We start from the raw sequence: 15,759 nt of genomic DNA, 5'->3' as shown, positions 1-15,759 counted from the left end.
AGACCAAAGCAAGTATCCATAAACAGTTTGCTGGCGACAATAGCAAGAGTGAACCACCTGATCCCTTCCCGAACTCAGAAGTGAAACCTCTTAGCGCTGATGGTAGTGTGGCACTTGCCATGTGAGAGTAAGTCATCGCCAGCTTTTAAATCTAAACACCCCCAACCTAACGGTTGGGGGTGTTTTTTATTGCATAAAATATTTAGATAAAAATTAAACACATTAATGTTAAGCAGTTCACTTTCCTAAGGAATAAAGCTGGTATTACGAATTGATAAAATATATTATTTCGAGTAAATTTTTGTACAAAAGTCTTAATCGTATTGTAAGGCTAAATATTAAATAAGATGGAAATTATTGTTATGACATATTTCAAGGGTTTAAAAAAAATCGGGGTAAATACGACAGTATTAGCAACTTCTGTTGCATTAGTCGCTTGTGGTGGTGGGGGAGGTGGATATTATGGGACAACAGAATCTGGTACAGATACGAGTAATCCAAGCACACCGACGACAAAAAAAGAAGTAGCGGGTGTTACGCTTCAATTAAGCAAAAGTACTTTAAAAGTTGAAGGGGATGAATTAGTTATTACCGCGAAAGCTATTGATAAAGATAGTGGTGGAGTTGCTGGGGCCAAAATTAATCTTAATATTAAAGATGGTGAAAAAAATGGTGCGACAAGTGATACTTCTACCAAAACAACTGGTGAAGATGGAACAGTAACTTTCACCGTGAAATTAAATGGCACGAACAAGAATTTGACAGAGCTATTATTTACGACCACCGTTGTTGATACCAAAATTCAAAATCAGACGAAAGTAACTGTGACAGGTGCTGGAACAGTTGTCCAAAGCCAGTATGAGTTGAAATTTGATAGTGCTGCCCCTTTACCAGTTTCTGGTGGTGAAACCGCTGTTCGTATTCGAGCAATAGATACAAATGGTGGTGGTGTTCCAAATGAGAAAGTTACTCTGAAGGTTAAAGATTTCCAGTTAAATGGGGTAATGATTAAAGGGAGTTCGAGTGCTGTAACGAATAATGAAGGTTATGTTACATTTACTTTACAACTACCAAATGGTAAAGAGGCGGATCGTTTAGCGCTGATTGCATCTGGAGTAGCACTTGAAGCGACATTAACAGAACAATCTGGTGCAATTAAAACTCAGGTTTCTACAGCTCAAGTTGTGTCCGTTAAAAATACAATGAGCAGTCTCTCATTATCAACATCGTCAAATAATAAAGTTGATGCTATTGGTGGAACAATTGAGGTTGAAGCACTTGCTCTAAATCCAGAAGGATTGGCAGTTGCGGGTAAGGAAATCAGTTTAAAGTTGGATGATTTAGCCCTTGAATATGGCGCGAAATTAGTAAATTCAACTGCAAAAACTGATGCCAATGGTAAGGCAAAGTTCATAATTAAAACGGAAGCGAATAGTTTAAATCCGACAGGCCAGTTATTAGTAAAAAATGGTATTCAGATTTCAGCATCATCGGCTGATGGTTCAGCAGTTACACAAACAAGTAGTATTACTGTTGTGTCTGTTGCAACAGAAAATGTATCTTATTTAACGGCTATTACTTCAAATTCTATTGATGTTAGCGGTGGCCAAGCAACAGTTACTGTAACAGCGAAAGATGCAAAGGGTGGTGCTGTTGCAAATAAGCAAATTAATTTAACTGTGCCAAATAGCCAAAATAATGGCTTAACTATTGTTGAAGGTTCTAAGCTCAATACAGATAATAATGGTCAAGCAACATTTACCGTCAAATTTGATAAAAATAGTGTTTCAGCAAATGATATAAATAATTTGCTGTCGAATGGTGTTACTGTCGTTGCGAGTTATACTACTGTTAATAATAATGTTCTAACTCAAACAACCAGACTTAACTTCACCAATAAAAGTGCCATTTTAGAAAAAGATGTGCAACGTCTCGAATTAACAGCGAGTAAGGGCGTTGTTTCTGCAAAGAATGACACTGTTCAGATCAAAGTACGTGCTATTAGTATTGATGGCCATTTTGTCGCAAATAAAATAGTAACACTTGGTTTAGCCGCAGCAGTAACTGAGAATGGTGTTACTATTGGCGGAGATAAAGCAATTACTCAAAAGACTGATGCAAGCGGGTATGCAACATTTACTTTAAATGTTGATGCCTATAATCAGCAATCAATTGATAATTTAGTAAAGTCAGGTATTACAGTCGCTGTTGCAACGACATTGGCAGATGGTTCATCTGTTAAACAAAATATGCAAATTATGGTGGAGGCAGCGCCTTTACAAGCAGTAGATGTAAGTTATTTAAGTATTAGTCCAGATTCAATGATTAATACCAATAAAGGCCAAACCACTGTAACCGTACGTGCGGTAGATCGTAATGGTGGGGTATTGGCGAATCAAGATATTACTTTAAATATTGATAAAGCATCAGAATATGGTTTAACAATTATAACGGGGTCTAAAGCCAAAACCAATTTACAAGGCGAGGCTACTTTTGTAATTCAGTATGATGGTCGAGTGAAAGATGCGGCGATCTTAAATCTTTTAAAAACACAAGGTGTCTTATTAACGGCAACTTATCAACCAACCACGGGTAATGCGGTGACGCAAACATCCTATGTTCGTTATTATGATCAAACGAGTGATGTTGATGTAAAACAGCTCTCGATTTCATTGGCTAAAGGGGTGGTTGTTGCATCGAATGATATATTTGAGGTTGCAGTTAAAGCTGTTGATGAAAATGGTCAGCCGATTAATGGTCGAAAAATCAGCCTTGCTCTTTCTGAAATTGCGAAAAATAATGGGGTAAAAATTGTTACTGCTCCAGTCAATACGACGCAAAATGGTGAAGCGAAATTTACGATCCAGCTCAATGCTCCGAATGTTGATGCGGTTAAGGCTTTGGTTGCTGAGGGGTTATTGGTTACAGCCTCTACAGAACAGAATAGTGGAGTAAGTATTGCTCAAACTGCGAAGGTCATGGTTGTCGCTTCAGCTCAGGGCACTGTTGATGTTGCTTATCTCGCGATTGACCAACTTGATGCAATTAATGTCGCTAATAATGCTGAAAGAGTGATTACCGTTAAAGCTTATAACAGTAGCGGTATGGCACTTGCGAATAAAGACATTACTTTGAATTTGCCACAAGTGAATGGAATTCATATTAAAGAAAACACGATACTGACCACTAATGCTGCTGGTGAAGCCAAGTTTACTGTTGTATATGATCCTTCTAATCTTTCAGATGCAGATAAAGCGAAACTTATACAAGATGGTTTGGTTATTAATGCTAATTATAATAATGTCTTGCAAACTGTTAAGCTTGCATATTTCGAGACTGCCAAAAATATTCAGCGTATGGATTTAGTGGTTGATGAGCCAGCATTAGTCCTAATACCAAATAATCAAAATCCACCTAAAGTTAAAGCGACAGTGACTTTAAAAGATGATGCAGGTCAACCAATTATAGGGCGCCAAGTCACTTTAGCAATTAATGCCGAAGCTTTGCAGAATGGTATTCGTATTGAAGGTGCAACAGGTGGTCTCTTTACTGTTGTGACAGATCAAAATGGTCAATCTTCGATTAATTTAATTGCTCAACCAAAGGACAAAACTGCACTGGATGCTTTAGTTGCATCTGGGATTGGTCTTGGTGCATCTGCAGTTCAAGCAGATGGTCAGGCTGTGATTACACAAAGTACTAAGATCACAATTTTATCCCAAGCATCTTTAAGTGAAGTTGGGTATCTCACGACGGAGAGCAATAAAGCAATTGGTACAACAGGCGGTAGCTCAACAATTAAGGTGAAGGCTTTTAATACGAATGGCGATGCTTTAAGTGGTAAGACCGTTAAATTAAATTTAAAAAATATACCTGTAGGTTTGGATATTAGTGTTGATTCAACCACGAAGACAACATTAATAGATGGTACAGTAGATTTTAATATTACCTATAAAGCCCCAAAAGTTTTAACGCCTGAGCAGATTAAAGGATTATTGGCTGGTATTCAGGCGACTGCGTCTTATACCAATAGTGCAGGTAAAGATATTACTCAAAGCACGGTATTACAATTTTACATCGATCAAGTGAATATCCAGCGGATGGACTTGGTTGTTGATCAACCTAATCTCATTTTAGATACGACATCATCTAAAACCGTAGCGACGACAGTTACACTTAAAGATAAAGATGGCAATCTGATTAAAGGTCGTCAAGTGACTTTGGCAATTGATAACTGGGCTGTTGATAATAAGATCCTTAAAAATGCTGTGAATTTCCAAGGCGTGATTGGTGGTTCAACCGTTGTTGAAACCAATGATCAAGGGCAGGCCAAAGTACTTTTGGAAGTAAATACAACGACGAAAGAAGCTGTAGATGTTTTGGTGGCTTCTGGCATTAGTTTGAGTGCTACAGCAGTACAAGGAGATGGCACAGGAAGTATTTCCCAAAAAACTCAAATTACTGTCAGTTCAGCGGCGACTTTAAATGAGATTAGTTATTTAACGACAGAGAATACCAAAGGTGCCTTAAAAACAACGGGTGACTCGACCAATATTATCGTAAAAGCCTTTAATAATAAGGGGAAAGCCATTGCTGGGAAGCCGATTAAATTGGCTTTAAGCAATGTACCTGCAGGTTTAAATATTAAAGTCACGCAACCAAAATTGGTTACAGGTACAGATGGTTCTGCAAGCTTTGAAATCATTTATGCAACACCGACTAATCTCACAGCTGAACAAATCAAAGGTTTGTTAGCTGGGATTCAAGCGACTGCGACTTACACTTCCGATGCAGGCACAAATATCACGCAAAGTACTGTCTTACAATTTGTGGCTGATGATGCTGAGCTTGCAAAAGATGCACAGCGCATTGAATTGCAGACATCAAAAGGAATTGTTTCGGCGGATAATGATACATTCACTTTCACAACTAAAGTTTTTGACAAAGACGGAAACCCGATTAAGGATAAACTTGTAGGGTTTGGTTTGAATGATGCTGCTGTTGCGAATGGCGTGACTTTTGTTGGTAGTGCAAGCAAAAAAACCAATGCAAATGGTGAGGTGACATTTACGCTGAATGTAAAAGCCGCCAATGATCAAATGATTGAAAATTTAGTTGCCAACGGCATTACACTTGCAGCATCTGTGGTACAGGCGGATGGTTCTAAACTCAGTCAAACGACACAAGTGATGGTGAAAGCACCTGCAGCAAAAGATGTCGCTGCTTTGACCGTTACACCTTTGCAACCTGTTATTTCAGTACTAGGCGGTACCAGTGTTGTGGCGGTTAAAGCGACTGATGCGAATGGTGGTGTTTTAGCCAATAAAGACATTACTTTTGGTTTAGCAGCAGGCTTGAGTTCACGTGTCAAAGTGGATAAGACCAGCGCCACAACCAATGCAAATGGTATCGCTTACTTTACGGTGACAGTAGAGAATGGTGAAAATATTGATCAATTGTTGGTAGAAAAGGGCATTACTTATGCTGTTTCAACCTATAACAATAACAGTACAACGCAACCTGTTGTAACCCAAGTTGGGCGAATCAATGTTTCTATTCCAACAGAAGCAATGAACCTCAGCATGAATACATCAAAAGATGATTTATTGGCATCAGGCGATACGGCAGATGTTTTTGCCAAATTGATTGATAATAATGCATCAGGAATTAAAAACTACCCTGTAACTTTTACAGTCATTGATTCAGCTCTGAATGGCGTGACGATCAATGGACAAGAAACATCCGTTATTACCACGGACACAAGTGGTAATGCAAAAGCAAGTTTGAAACTTACCAAGATTACAGGTAAACAATATACGGATCTCCTTACAAATGGTGTAACTGTTCGGGCTTCTATTACCTTGCCAAATGGTGTTGTCCGTACCCAAACAGTTCATTTTAATGTCAATGAAAAGGTGAGCCCATATCGTTTGGCAATCAACACGTCAAATGACTGGTTAAATGTTGATGGCGATAAAGCTGTTATTACAGTATCTGCATTACAAGTGGCTAATGGTCAAGCAGCGCCAAACCAGAAAATTACCTTAAAAGTTAAAAAGACGAACAGTACAATTGGTGCTAGCGTTGGTATCGTGAATGAAGCAGAAGGTGATAATGGTATTGTTGATACTTATACCGTTACTTCTGATCAAAATGGTAATGGATTCTTTACCTTGCTTATTCCAAGAGATGTCATGCAAGATGGTAAAGATGCTCTCATTGCCAGTGGTATTGAGCTTGAAGCGACATTAAATGATGAAACAACAAAAGAGGTTACGACTTCACAGGTGCTTCGTCTAAATGTAAATAAACCGACAACTGCTCCGCGTTATAGCTTAAGGGTTACTTCTGGAAAACCAACATTAAATGTTCGCAATGATGTAACGGATGTAACAGTTAGTTTGTTGGATCAAAATGGCGGTGGTGTAAAAGGTCAATATGTAACGCTAAACATTAATAATTTTATTAATAATGGTGCTTCAATTATTGGACCATCTGGCTTAACAACCGATGATAAAGGTCAAGCGACATTTAAAGTGAGAGTCGATGAGACGGTACGCCATCAAACCTATAGCGCTGCCAACTTTATTGCTGATGATTTAAATCTCACAGCAAGCTACTCTACAGCACAAGTGATTGGCACACCAAATGTAACGAATCAGGTTTATCGTATTGATGTCATTCAGGCTTCTGCTGAGGAAGAGCCAGAAGGGCATTTAACATTTGGTCGTTCTTCGTTATTGGAAGGATCAAGTGATGGAAATTACTATACTGAATCAATGTCTGCACAGTTGGTGGATAAAGATGGTAATGCGATTCCGAACCGTGCTGTGACCTTATCGATTAATTTGTTAGGTATTACCAAAGGTACTTACACGGTATCTAAGGATCCGATTACAGATGAAGTGACACGAGATAAAAATATTACAGCAATATGTTATGGTATGAACTTACCTGCAACAACACAAATCGCGACAGCATTTGTTGCACCGCAGGGTGGTAATGTTTCCGATGTTGTTACCTATATGACGGATAGCTCTGGTAAGTTCGACTTCCGTATTCGCTACTTAAGACAATATGCTGGTTGGCAAGAGTTGAATATCAACGCTAAGGTTAAAATTAATAGTGTACCTGTACAGGATCTTGAATCTCGTCTGAATTACCCATTAGTTATGCTGAAGAGTGATTTTGATTCGGAAGCAGGTCAACCATTTGATACAAGTCCATATGGTACAAGCTCAACATGTAACTAAAGTCATAGTTATCTAAGTCTAAAGAAAAAGGCCGTATTCAATGTAATACGGCCTTTTTCTTGGTGTAATTAGGTCATTCGTAAGGCTGTATATTTATGAATTGTTCAATTTTTTATAAACCTGTACCTACACTCACGGTTGCAGTTGGACGAACTTGGAAAGAACTACAAGCAGACACTGAGAGGATGCATAAAAGGACAATGGCGAGTTTTGACATGGTTCTTGATCGATTGAAAAAGAACCATCATCTTATAAATACAACGCTTTAACTATTTGGATCAGGTAATGAAATGTAATGAATTTAGTCGTCTAATAAATCCATTTGTTTTGCGATTTGATATAGATTATTTGAGCGATTACCGGTACGGCAGAACATCAAAATTGGTTTAGGCAGTTCATTATAATGATTGGCAAAATTACGGACATCGAGTTCAGTGATTTGCCCTGCAACAACGGGTTGATAGACATAGTCTAAACCTGCAGTTCGCGCAGATTCTTCGATCTGTGCACTGGTTGGCTGCTCAGGGCCACCTTCCATATCTGGTCGGTTATTAATAATCGATTTAAATCCTTTTTCGACCACTTGCTCAATATGTTCAGGGCCGATTTGACCTGCAAAACCAACATTCTCTGTCATCTTGTCACTCCAAAAACAAACAAAACATTTTATGCTCTATCATAGCATTAAGCTCGATCTTGAGTTTAAATGTCTGTAGTAAATAAATGATGATAAGTAAAAAATAAGGCAATGGAGCGCGCATGCACACCTACACTGTTGAGCCGTTGTATGTTCCAAGTGGTGATGAAACCATCGCTGCGGATTTTTATCTGCCTAAAGCCAATACCAAAGCTGCGGTGATTATCATGGCGCACGGCTTTGCAGGCTTGCGTCAATTCAAGCTGGTTCAATATGCTCAGCGCTTTGCTCAGGCGGGTTATGCGGTCATTTTATTCGATTATCGTAATTGGGGGGGGAGTACAGGCAAGCCGCGTGAGCTGGTTTCACTGAGCGCCCAGCTTGATGATTGGAAGACCGTGATTCAATATGCCTCGAATTGTAAATTAATCGATAATCGACGTATTGTTTTATGGGGAACTTCGCTCAGTGGTGGATATGCCCTAAGCTTGGCGACGGATCTGAAAAACATTCAAGCCGTTATGGTACAAGTGCCTTATGTTGATGGTGCTGAAACAGCCAAGCTCTATCCCTTACAGCGCTATCCAGAGGCATTGAAGCGTTCCAGTCAGGACTATATGGGTTCCAAGATGGGCCTAGTACCTAAAACGCTGCCTGTAGTTGATCAATACCGCTTGTGTTTCTTACCTACTTCAGACAGTTATTATGGCTATCATTCGATTGTGAATCCTGACTATTATTGGAGTGGAGAAGTTCCGGCACGCGTGTTTTTTAATTTAATGCGTTATCGTCCGATTCAGTTTGTACGTAAAATTAATATTCCTGTTTTATTCATCGCCGCCAAGCATGACTCTTTGATTCCAATTGAGTCGAGTCGTGAAGCAGCGACCAATATTGCACCATTTGTGAGCTATCATGAATGGGAAATGAAACATTTTGATATTTATCATGGTTCTTGGTTTGAAAAAGCAGTCACAACCCAATTAGAATTTTTACATCAACATATTGGAGTGATGTAGATGATTATTGTCTGTGCATCATGTGGTGCAAAAAATCGTGTACCCGAAGAAAAATTAGCAGTTCATCCCAACTGTGGGCAATGTCATAAAGCGTTATTGCCTTTAGAGCCGATTGAACTCAATGAACAAAATTTCAGTAATTTCATCAGCAATTCAGATCTGCCAGTATTGATTGATTTGTGGGCAGAGTGGTGTGGACCTTGTAAGATGATGGCACCTCACTTTGCTCAAGTGGCGCAGCAAAATCCTTATGTGGTTTTTGCCAAAATTGATACCGAAGCCAATCCACGTTTAAGTGCTGCATTTAATGTGCGTAGTATTCCAACGCTGGTACTTATGAATAAGACCACTGAATTGGCGAGAATCAGCGGAGCATTACGCGCACCTGAATTACAACAATGGCTAGATCAGCAATTACAGCAGCACCAAGGACATTAACATGAGCGAACGCCCAACTCATCCAGAAGGGACTTTATCACTACAAAACATCGCTATGCCTGCAGATACCAATTGGAGTGGTGATGTATTTGGTGGCTGGATTGTCTCTCAGATGGATCTCGCAGGAGCGATTCATGTTGAACGTTTTAGCAAAGGTCGTTGCGCTACCATTGCGATTAATCAGATGACCTTCCTTGTACCTGTAAAGGTCGGGAATGTGATTAGCTGTTATACCAAAATTTTGAAAGTAGGTAGCAGTTCGGTTCAAGTCCAAATTGAGGTATGGAACAGTCATGATGATTCTCGTGAACCTATACGGATTACCGAAGGCGTATTTACCTTTGTTGCGGTAGATGTGAATGGCAAGAAACGATTGATCTCAGAAGAGATTAAACAGGCATTTGCAGCAAGCTAATCTACTACAAGCTAAGTTCTCTTGTATTGGGTAGATGAAGCCAAACCTTTTTTTAATTTGGAATGAAGCATGGCAGAAGAATTAGTGTTGCAGCAAGGCCATAAGGCTGAGCAATATCAAAGTATCCTTCCTCAGATTCAGGCAATTGTTGAAGATGAAAGCGATGTGATAGCCAATCTCGCCAATATCTGTGCGGCATTAAAACAGCAATTTGGCTGGTTTTGGATTGGATTTTATCTGGTCAAAGACAATGAATTGGTGTTAGGCCCATTTCAAGGCCCAATTGCCTGTACCCGTATTGGCAAAGGTCGTGGCGTGTGTGGAACAGCTTGGCAACAGCAGCAAGTGATTGTGGTGCCAGATGTCGATCAGTTCCCAGGACATATTGCCTGTAGTTCTGCCTCGAGATCGGAAATTGTTTTGCCGATGATGAAAGATGGGGAATGTGTGGGCGTGTTGGATGTCGATAGTGATGAACTGAATCAATTTGATCAGATTGATGCGGAATATTTGCAGCAGCTGATGCTGATCATTGAAAAATTTATTTAAGTATTTAAAAAAATAAAGCCCAAACTCGTTTGGGCTTTATTGTTGTAAGCTAATCACTAAAACATGGTGTTGGCATTCTGACTCTGTTCAGGAATATTTTGTATGACATCCCAATGCTCTACAATTTTTCCATTTTCTACACGAAATATATCAATAATCGCTCGACCTCGATCGCTGTCATTCTCTGTAGAATGCACATGCAGGACGACCAGATCTCCTTCCGCAATTGCTTTCTTGATGACATTTTTTGCCTTAGGGTTATTGCTGAATTTTTGGCTAAAGAAGTTTACAAATGGCGCCTTGCCATCAGGTACATTCGGATTGTGCTGAATATATTGATCCCCAATATAACGATCGGCATATTGTTTCACTTGGTGTTTCAAGAAAACACCTTCATAAAAATCAGTGACAATTTTCTTGTTGTGTTCAGCTAAAGAATGGATCTGTTTAGTGGGAACTGAAGCTGAAGCATCAGCAGCGATTACTTGAGCAGAATAAGTTGCTAGATTGAGCGCTATCAGAAAATGAGAAAGGAGGAGTATTTTTTTCATTTTATCATCAGAACACAAAGAGTGATCTTTGCATCCTGATGATAATACTGTCACTAGAATAGTCTAGATCGGTTATTATTTTTTACGTTTTGGTAACCAAGCCCAAAGCATTTGGCATTGGATCGGTTGATTGCCAGAATCATCAATCACGCTAATAGGGACCAATAACTCGCCTTTTTCATTATCTGCGATAAACTTTTGTTGATCAGCTGATAATGTTGCCGTTGCTGTTAAACCACCTTGTGCAACTTTTAAGTAATCGACATGTAAGGATTTGATCAACAAGATACGATCATCTGGTACATGTAAACCCGTTAAAAATCCAGTTGCAGTTTCACCCAGTAGCGCCATGGCTGCGGCATGCACACCTTTAATATGATTTTGCATATTACGCTGGTTTTCAATGCGAACAGTCACGTGGTCTTTATCGACTTCTAAATAACGAATATTCGCTGTTCCAACCATCGGAACCACACGACCAAAGGCCTTGCTCCAGAGCGTGCTACGAATACCTTTCGGAAATTTAGACGTGGTTTTAACCAGCTTATAAAGACGGTTATCTTTTGCCATAGTGAACCTATTGCTTAATCTTTGAAATTATTAAATTGCAGTGGCAGACCAAATTGTTGTTCACGTAAAAAGTTCATCACTTGTTGCAAAGTATCGCGCTTTTTATCCGTGACACGGATTTTGTCTCCTTGAATAGAAGATTGCGCTTTGATACCACTTTCTTTAATGGCTTTATTAATTTTTTTTGCGGTATCTGAGTCAAGTCCGTCTTTTAACTTGATTACTTGCACCACATTTTTACCCGAAGCGGTGGCTTTTTGTGGATCTAAAGCCTGTACATCAATTTTGCGTTTATAGAAGTGGTTTTCAAGCATGGTATAGACTTGTTCACATTGGAAATCGCTTTCAGTTGAAATTTTGATTTCTTTATTTTTTTCATTTAACTCAATTGAAACGTCTTGTCCACGGAAGTCAAAACGAGTCGCAATCTCTTTTTCTGTGTTTTGCACAGCGTGATTGACTTCAAATAACTCTAATTCAGAAACAATATCAAAAGAAGGCATGGTTAGACCTTTACAAAGGGAAAGAATATTTGAGATGCTAAGGGGGTTTTCTTCATTTGCCAAGTGTTGTTTACATCAAAGGAGTGCACAATGATCCGTAAACAAGAAATTACAACATTTGAGTTCCCAGAAGGCGCAGTCATCTGGGATGTCCGTGATACCAAAGCGTATGCAGAGGCTCATGTTAAGGGGGCGGTGAATCGTCCAATTGCTGAGATCACTGCGGACAGTCTGACTCAAGTTACAGCGGATCAACCGATTTATATTCTATGTGGTGGCGGCAGCAAAGCACCACGTGCAGCAGAGCTTTTAGACGGTATTGATGATTCTCGTGAATATGTTGTATTGATGGGTGGCACACGCGCAGCGCGTGATGCGGGCTTACCTTTAGAACAAGGCGCTTAAATCACTCAGAAGATTGGCCAAAATACAGCGGTATTTTGGCCAATTCAAAATTCTAGATTTCAGTCATTTTAAAATTAAAAATATTTAAGCAGAATAATAAGGCTTCTTGGCTTTTACTTTCTTCTGAAAGCGTTGAGGATTCAACTTATCCAACAGGTTTTGAGGCACTGGACAAAGCTCACCCAAGACAAGGGCTGCCAAAACTTCACTACACAATGGCGCAAACAAGAACCCTTTAGAACCTAGACCTGCAAAGGTAAATATCTGTCCATCATTTTTCATTTTCCCGACCAGAGGGAAATAATCCTGACTTTGCGCACGTACTGAAGCACGGCCTTGCCAATGCTCTATAGCAGGGAGCTGTTGTGCATATTCTGGGAACACATTGTGGATAAGTTCATAGTTATGCACATGATCTTCTGCTAAAACTTCGATATCGTCTCGATTGGGATAAAAGGATGCGCCTAGAATCAATTGAGTGGCATTCAGTTGCATACAATAACCGCCATAACTATAGGCTTGATCTAGAGCTTGCTCACGATTTTCAACCCAACTGACTTGTCCACGAATTGGTTTTAACACAGGGTAGTTTTCAAAGAGCTCAGCACTTTGCTTGGCACAGCAGACAATGACGTCATCGGCTGTTGCGATGAGTTGTTGTTCTTGCCAAAGCTCAGTTTGCTTGTCTGTGCTTTTTAAGCGAGAAATCTTTGCTTTTTTGCAGTGGATATTCGGATGCTGCAACATTTCATCACGCAGTTGCTGTGGAGAAACGGCACCTGCTTGATGAAGCGCCAAGCTTGGATAAGCTGTTTCAGGTATAGCATTCTGCTGATCTGGTACAGATAACACCGCTTCAGGATATTGTTCCGCTAAACCAAGTAATTCATCTGCATTTTTTAAAGCCATTTGCTGGACTTGAATCGGTCTAAATGCTTTGAAACGTGAATAGAAATTCAAGGCATGTTGCCAGCTCAAGGTCATCAAGTGCTCATGGGCCTGTTCAATTGGACACAGCTTGGGGTTGAGTAGAGCAAGGGGGTTGCCTGATGCACCTGAAAGTGGCTCATTTTGCTCGTAGATCGTGACTTGATGGCCGCGTTGAGCAAAGGCCCATGCACAGCTTAAACCTGCGATTCCCGCGCCAATGATGGCAATCTGACGAGGTCTTGAGTTGGATGCCGTTGTTGCTAATTCAGATTGAACCTTAATTTCTGCTGCTGCATCCGCAGGGTCAGTTAGCGCTTGTGTCGGATCAGACCAAATGGCTTTTAGCATTTCACGTTTATGACCAAAACCGCGTGGACGGCTAATGTGGACACCATGTTGCTTGAGTCCACGTTTCAGTACACCAGCAACACTAAAGGACGCAAATGTCGTTCCGTAGTCTGATAAACGAACAATGTGATTGAGTACATTTTCCTGCCACATGTCTGGATTACATGAAGGCGCAAAACCATCAAGAAACCACGCATTCACGGCTTGGGTTTTCGGCATACTAGGGAAAATATCCTGTGCATCTCCCAACCATAAATCAATACTAAAGCGTTCTTCTGGAAAACTTAAGCGATGGCAGCCTGCAATAGGCAGGGGATACTGCTGAATCAGCTGTTCTGCAAGTGGCTTAAGTTCAGGCCAGACATTCAGTGCGCGGATCAGATCGGCTTTGCTCAGTGGAAATTTTTCGACGCTAATAGCATGCAAATGGCTGTGATTATCAGGACGAATCTGCTGCCAAAGCTGCCACAAGGTTAGAATATTTAAACCTGTGCCAAAGCCCGTTTCACCGACACAAAAGTATTGGTAATCGTTCAGTTGCGACAGACGTTCAGTGAGGTCATTGCCATTTAAAAACACATGCCGTGTTTCGAGTAGACCATTATCTTTAGAAAAGTAGACATCGCCGAATTGTTTAGAAATGGGAACTTCGATACCATCGACCAGTTCCCAGTCTAATTCGGCTGTTTGTAATTTTGCGGAATGAGACATAAATAGAAAGTTAGTTTTTTACCACTGACGACGACGTTTAGTGTGAATATAACTGGCAATCAAGAAACCAAGTATTACCCCTACAGCAATGGTCATCGCACCATATAAAAACATTTGTGCGCTGCGTTCACTTTGTAACACCTGAACCTGCACGGTCAAGCTGTCATTTTTTAACTGTAATTCTTGATTTTGAGAGAGTGCTTCCAGATTGGCATGCTCAAGTTGCTTCAAGCGACTGGCCTGATCTTGAATCATGGCTTTGACTTTTGCATCTTGTTGTTGCTTGGCTTTGGCAATTTGCTCAGCGGTCAGTGGTTTGGCCGCTGTTGCAGTCGTATTGGTGGGTGCGGCCGTTGTTGCATTCGTTGCAGGGGTTGTGTTGGCTGCTGGAGCTGCCGGTGTTGCGGGCTCAACCGCCCAAGCAGTCGAACTAAATAAACATAAAGCCAATACGCTTTTGACGACAACTTGCATGATTTACCCTTTTGGAAAAGCTTTGTTGAACGGTTTTACCTCAATATTTGAGTAAATCCCTTCTTTTAAAAACGGCTCTTCCTGAATCCAAGCATCTAAGGATTCACGGCTATCAAATTCGACAATCATGGTACTGCCCCAAAAACCAGCCTGCGGATCATTTGGATCTTTTGGATGGGCACCTGCCGTAATTAAACGTCCTTCATCATCTAACTTTTGTAGACGTTCAATATGTTGTGGGCGGGTGGCTAAACGTTTTTCCAAAGTACCTTCGCGATCAGTACAAGTCAGCACAAAATATGGCATGGCAGTAGCTCGATGATTTAAAATCTATTCAGTGGTTTTAAAATGCTTTCTTAAGAAAAACAGTATAGCAGCTAGGTAACTGATAGAAACGATAATATCGCCGAAAGCGGTGAATTCGCCCCAATATTTTCCTTGCATGTAGACAAAACCAAAGAAGAAATGCAAAGCCGCAAGCAAAAAGAATTGTCCACACCACGCCCAGTTCAATTTGATCCAACCTCTTGGGCTAAGTTCTAATAACGAGCCTAAAAGTTTTTGGATAATTGGCATACGTTCTTTATTAAAGAGTGGCGTCACCAGGAAGCCTAATCCAATACCGATATTGATAATGATGGCTTTCATTTTGATGTAGGTCACATCGCTAAAAATTAGGGTGATGCCACCAAAAATGACTGACATAAGGACAATAAACCACTGCATTTTTTCCAATTTAAATTTTTGGAAAAAGAACAGGCAGCCATACACCACAAGCGTCGAGATGAGTAATGCACAAGTTGCAACAAGAATATGATTTTGATCAAGATTTCCAGAGCTACCTACCAACTGTAGCAGGGGATGATGACTATCTTTAGGATCGGTGGTTTTATAAAAATAAAAGAAGATAATAATCGGTAGATAGTCGAGCAACGCTTTCATGTTACAGTACGATG

General features: G+C 40.2%; 14 protein-coding genes and 1 rRNA gene. 7 read left to right on the top strand and 8 right to left on the bottom strand.

The window, feature by feature from the left end; translation table 11 throughout:
* Positions 1-29 precede the first annotated feature (29 nt).
* Positions 30-144: ribosomal RNA gene (rrf, locus tag F957_RS06610) — 5S ribosomal RNA — on the top strand.
* Positions 145-362: 218 nt separating this feature from the next.
* Complete coding sequence (locus F957_RS06615; protein ID WP_016543060.1) at positions 363-7,253, top strand: Ig-like domain-containing protein; 6,891 nt, start codon at positions 363-365, stop codon at positions 7,251-7,253.
* A gap of 301 nt (positions 7,254-7,554) precedes the next feature.
* Here the strand turns inward: F957_RS06615 and F957_RS06620 are convergent, their stop codons facing one another.
* Positions 7,555-7,890, bottom strand: coding sequence for a protein tyrosine phosphatase family protein (locus F957_RS06620; RefSeq protein WP_016543061.1), 336 nt, complete (start codon positions 7,888-7,890; stop codon positions 7,555-7,557).
* A 122-nt stretch (positions 7,891-8,012) separates the two neighbouring features.
* Here F957_RS06620 and F957_RS06625 point away from each other — a divergent pair, with 122 nt between their 5' ends.
* The 4 genes from F957_RS06625 (at position 8,013) to F957_RS06640 (ending at position 10,311) form a co-directional block, all read left to right on the top strand.
* Complete coding sequence (locus F957_RS06625) at positions 8,013-8,909, top strand: alpha/beta hydrolase (protein ID WP_016543062.1); 897 nt, start codon at positions 8,013-8,015, stop codon at positions 8,907-8,909.
* On the top strand, positions 8,910-9,347 hold the full coding sequence (trxC, locus tag F957_RS06630; RefSeq protein ID WP_016543063.1) for a thioredoxin TrxC: 438 nt from the start codon (positions 8,910-8,912) through the stop codon (positions 9,345-9,347).
* Position 9,348: 1 nt separating this feature from the next.
* Positions 9,349-9,762: an acyl-CoA thioesterase gene (locus F957_RS06635; RefSeq protein WP_016543064.1), complete on the top strand. Its 414-nt coding sequence runs from the start codon at positions 9,349-9,351 to the stop codon at positions 9,760-9,762.
* Between the two features lie 69 nt (positions 9,763-9,831).
* On the top strand, positions 9,832-10,311 hold the full coding sequence (locus F957_RS06640) for a GAF domain-containing protein (protein WP_016543065.1): 480 nt from the start codon (positions 9,832-9,834) through the stop codon (positions 10,309-10,311).
* A gap of 56 nt (positions 10,312-10,367) precedes the next feature.
* Here the strand turns inward: F957_RS06640 and F957_RS06645 are convergent, their stop codons facing one another.
* The 3 genes from F957_RS06645 to F957_RS06655 form a co-directional block, all read right to left on the bottom strand.
* Complete coding sequence (locus F957_RS06645) at positions 10,368-10,862, bottom strand: nuclear transport factor 2 family protein (protein WP_016543066.1); 495 nt, start codon at positions 10,860-10,862, stop codon at positions 10,368-10,370.
* Positions 10,863-10,937: 75 nt separating this feature from the next.
* Complete coding sequence (locus tag F957_RS06650) at positions 10,938-11,432, bottom strand: DUF4442 domain-containing protein (RefSeq protein ID WP_016543067.1); 495 nt, start codon at positions 11,430-11,432, stop codon at positions 10,938-10,940.
* A gap of 14 nt (positions 11,433-11,446) precedes the next feature.
* Positions 11,447-11,935, bottom strand: a complete 489-nt coding sequence (locus F957_RS06655) for a YajQ family cyclic di-GMP-binding protein (protein ID WP_004655922.1) — start codon at positions 11,933-11,935, stop codon at positions 11,447-11,449.
* Positions 11,936-12,025: 90 nt separating this feature from the next.
* Here F957_RS06655 and F957_RS06660 point away from each other — a divergent pair, with 90 nt between their 5' ends.
* Positions 12,026-12,340, top strand: coding sequence for a rhodanese-like domain-containing protein (locus F957_RS06660; RefSeq protein WP_016543068.1), 315 nt, complete (start codon positions 12,026-12,028; stop codon positions 12,338-12,340).
* Between the two features lie 84 nt (positions 12,341-12,424).
* Here the strand turns inward: F957_RS06660 and mnmC are convergent, their stop codons facing one another.
* From mnmC to F957_RS06680, 4 genes are read right to left on the bottom strand one after another with little or no spacing between them, the layout of a single operon-like run.
* Positions 12,425-14,329, bottom strand: a complete 1,905-nt coding sequence (gene mnmC, locus F957_RS06665) for a bifunctional tRNA (5-methylaminomethyl-2-thiouridine)(34)-methyltransferase MnmC2/FAD-dependent 5-carboxymethylaminomethyl-2-thiouridine(34) oxidoreductase MnmC1 (RefSeq protein ID WP_016543069.1) — start codon at positions 14,327-14,329, stop codon at positions 12,425-12,427.
* An 18-nt stretch (positions 14,330-14,347) separates the two neighbouring features.
* On the bottom strand, positions 14,348-14,803 hold the full coding sequence (locus F957_RS06670) for a hypothetical protein (protein WP_016543070.1): 456 nt from the start codon (positions 14,801-14,803) through the stop codon (positions 14,348-14,350).
* A 3-nt stretch (positions 14,804-14,806) separates the two neighbouring features.
* On the bottom strand, positions 14,807-15,109 hold the full coding sequence (locus F957_RS06675) for a YciI family protein (protein ID WP_016543071.1): 303 nt from the start codon (positions 15,107-15,109) through the stop codon (positions 14,807-14,809).
* A gap of 24 nt (positions 15,110-15,133) precedes the next feature.
* Complete coding sequence (locus F957_RS06680) at positions 15,134-15,745, bottom strand: septation protein IspZ (protein WP_016543072.1); 612 nt, start codon at positions 15,743-15,745, stop codon at positions 15,134-15,136.
* Positions 15,746-15,759: the final 14 nt, after the last annotated feature.

It is taken from the genome of Acinetobacter gyllenbergii CIP 110306 = MTCC 11365, from assembly GCF_000413855.1.
Taxonomy (GTDB): domain Bacteria; phylum Pseudomonadota; class Gammaproteobacteria; order Pseudomonadales; family Moraxellaceae; genus Acinetobacter; species Acinetobacter gyllenbergii.
The sequence above is the reverse complement of the archived record's forward strand: the minus strand, read 5'-3'. Positions and strand labels throughout refer to the sequence as shown.

Coding starts and splice junctions, on each gene's coding strand:
- F957_RS06615 (WP_016543060.1), top strand. CDS start 363: ATGACATATTTCAAGGGTTTAAAAAAAATCGGGGTAAATACGACAGTA.
- F957_RS06620 (WP_016543061.1), bottom strand. CDS start 7,890: ATGACAGAGAATGTTGGTTTTGCAGGTCAAATCGGCCCTGAACATATT.
- F957_RS06625 (WP_016543062.1), top strand. CDS start 8,013: ATGCACACCTACACTGTTGAGCCGTTGTATGTTCCAAGTGGTGATGAA.
- trxC (WP_016543063.1), top strand. CDS start 8,910: ATGATTATTGTCTGTGCATCATGTGGTGCAAAAAATCGTGTACCCGAA.
- F957_RS06635 (WP_016543064.1), top strand. CDS start 9,349: ATGAGCGAACGCCCAACTCATCCAGAAGGGACTTTATCACTACAAAAC.
- F957_RS06640 (WP_016543065.1), top strand. CDS start 9,832: ATGGCAGAAGAATTAGTGTTGCAGCAAGGCCATAAGGCTGAGCAATAT.
- F957_RS06645 (WP_016543066.1), bottom strand. CDS start 10,862: ATGAAAAAAATACTCCTCCTTTCTCATTTTCTGATAGCGCTCAATCTA.
- F957_RS06650 (WP_016543067.1), bottom strand. CDS start 11,432: ATGGCAAAAGATAACCGTCTTTATAAGCTGGTTAAAACCACGTCTAAA.
- F957_RS06655 (WP_004655922.1), bottom strand. CDS start 11,935: ATGCCTTCTTTTGATATTGTTTCTGAATTAGAGTTATTTGAAGTCAAT.
- F957_RS06660 (WP_016543068.1), top strand. CDS start 12,026: ATGATCCGTAAACAAGAAATTACAACATTTGAGTTCCCAGAAGGCGCA.
- mnmC (WP_016543069.1), bottom strand. CDS start 14,329: ATGTCTCATTCCGCAAAATTACAAACAGCCGAATTAGACTGGGAACTG.
- F957_RS06670 (WP_016543070.1), bottom strand. CDS start 14,803: ATGCAAGTTGTCGTCAAAAGCGTATTGGCTTTATGTTTATTTAGTTCG.
- F957_RS06675 (WP_016543071.1), bottom strand. CDS start 15,109: ATGCCATATTTTGTGCTGACTTGTACTGATCGCGAAGGTACTTTGGAA.
- F957_RS06680 (WP_016543072.1), bottom strand. CDS start 15,745: ATGAAAGCGTTGCTCGACTATCTACCGATTATTATCTTCTTTTATTTT.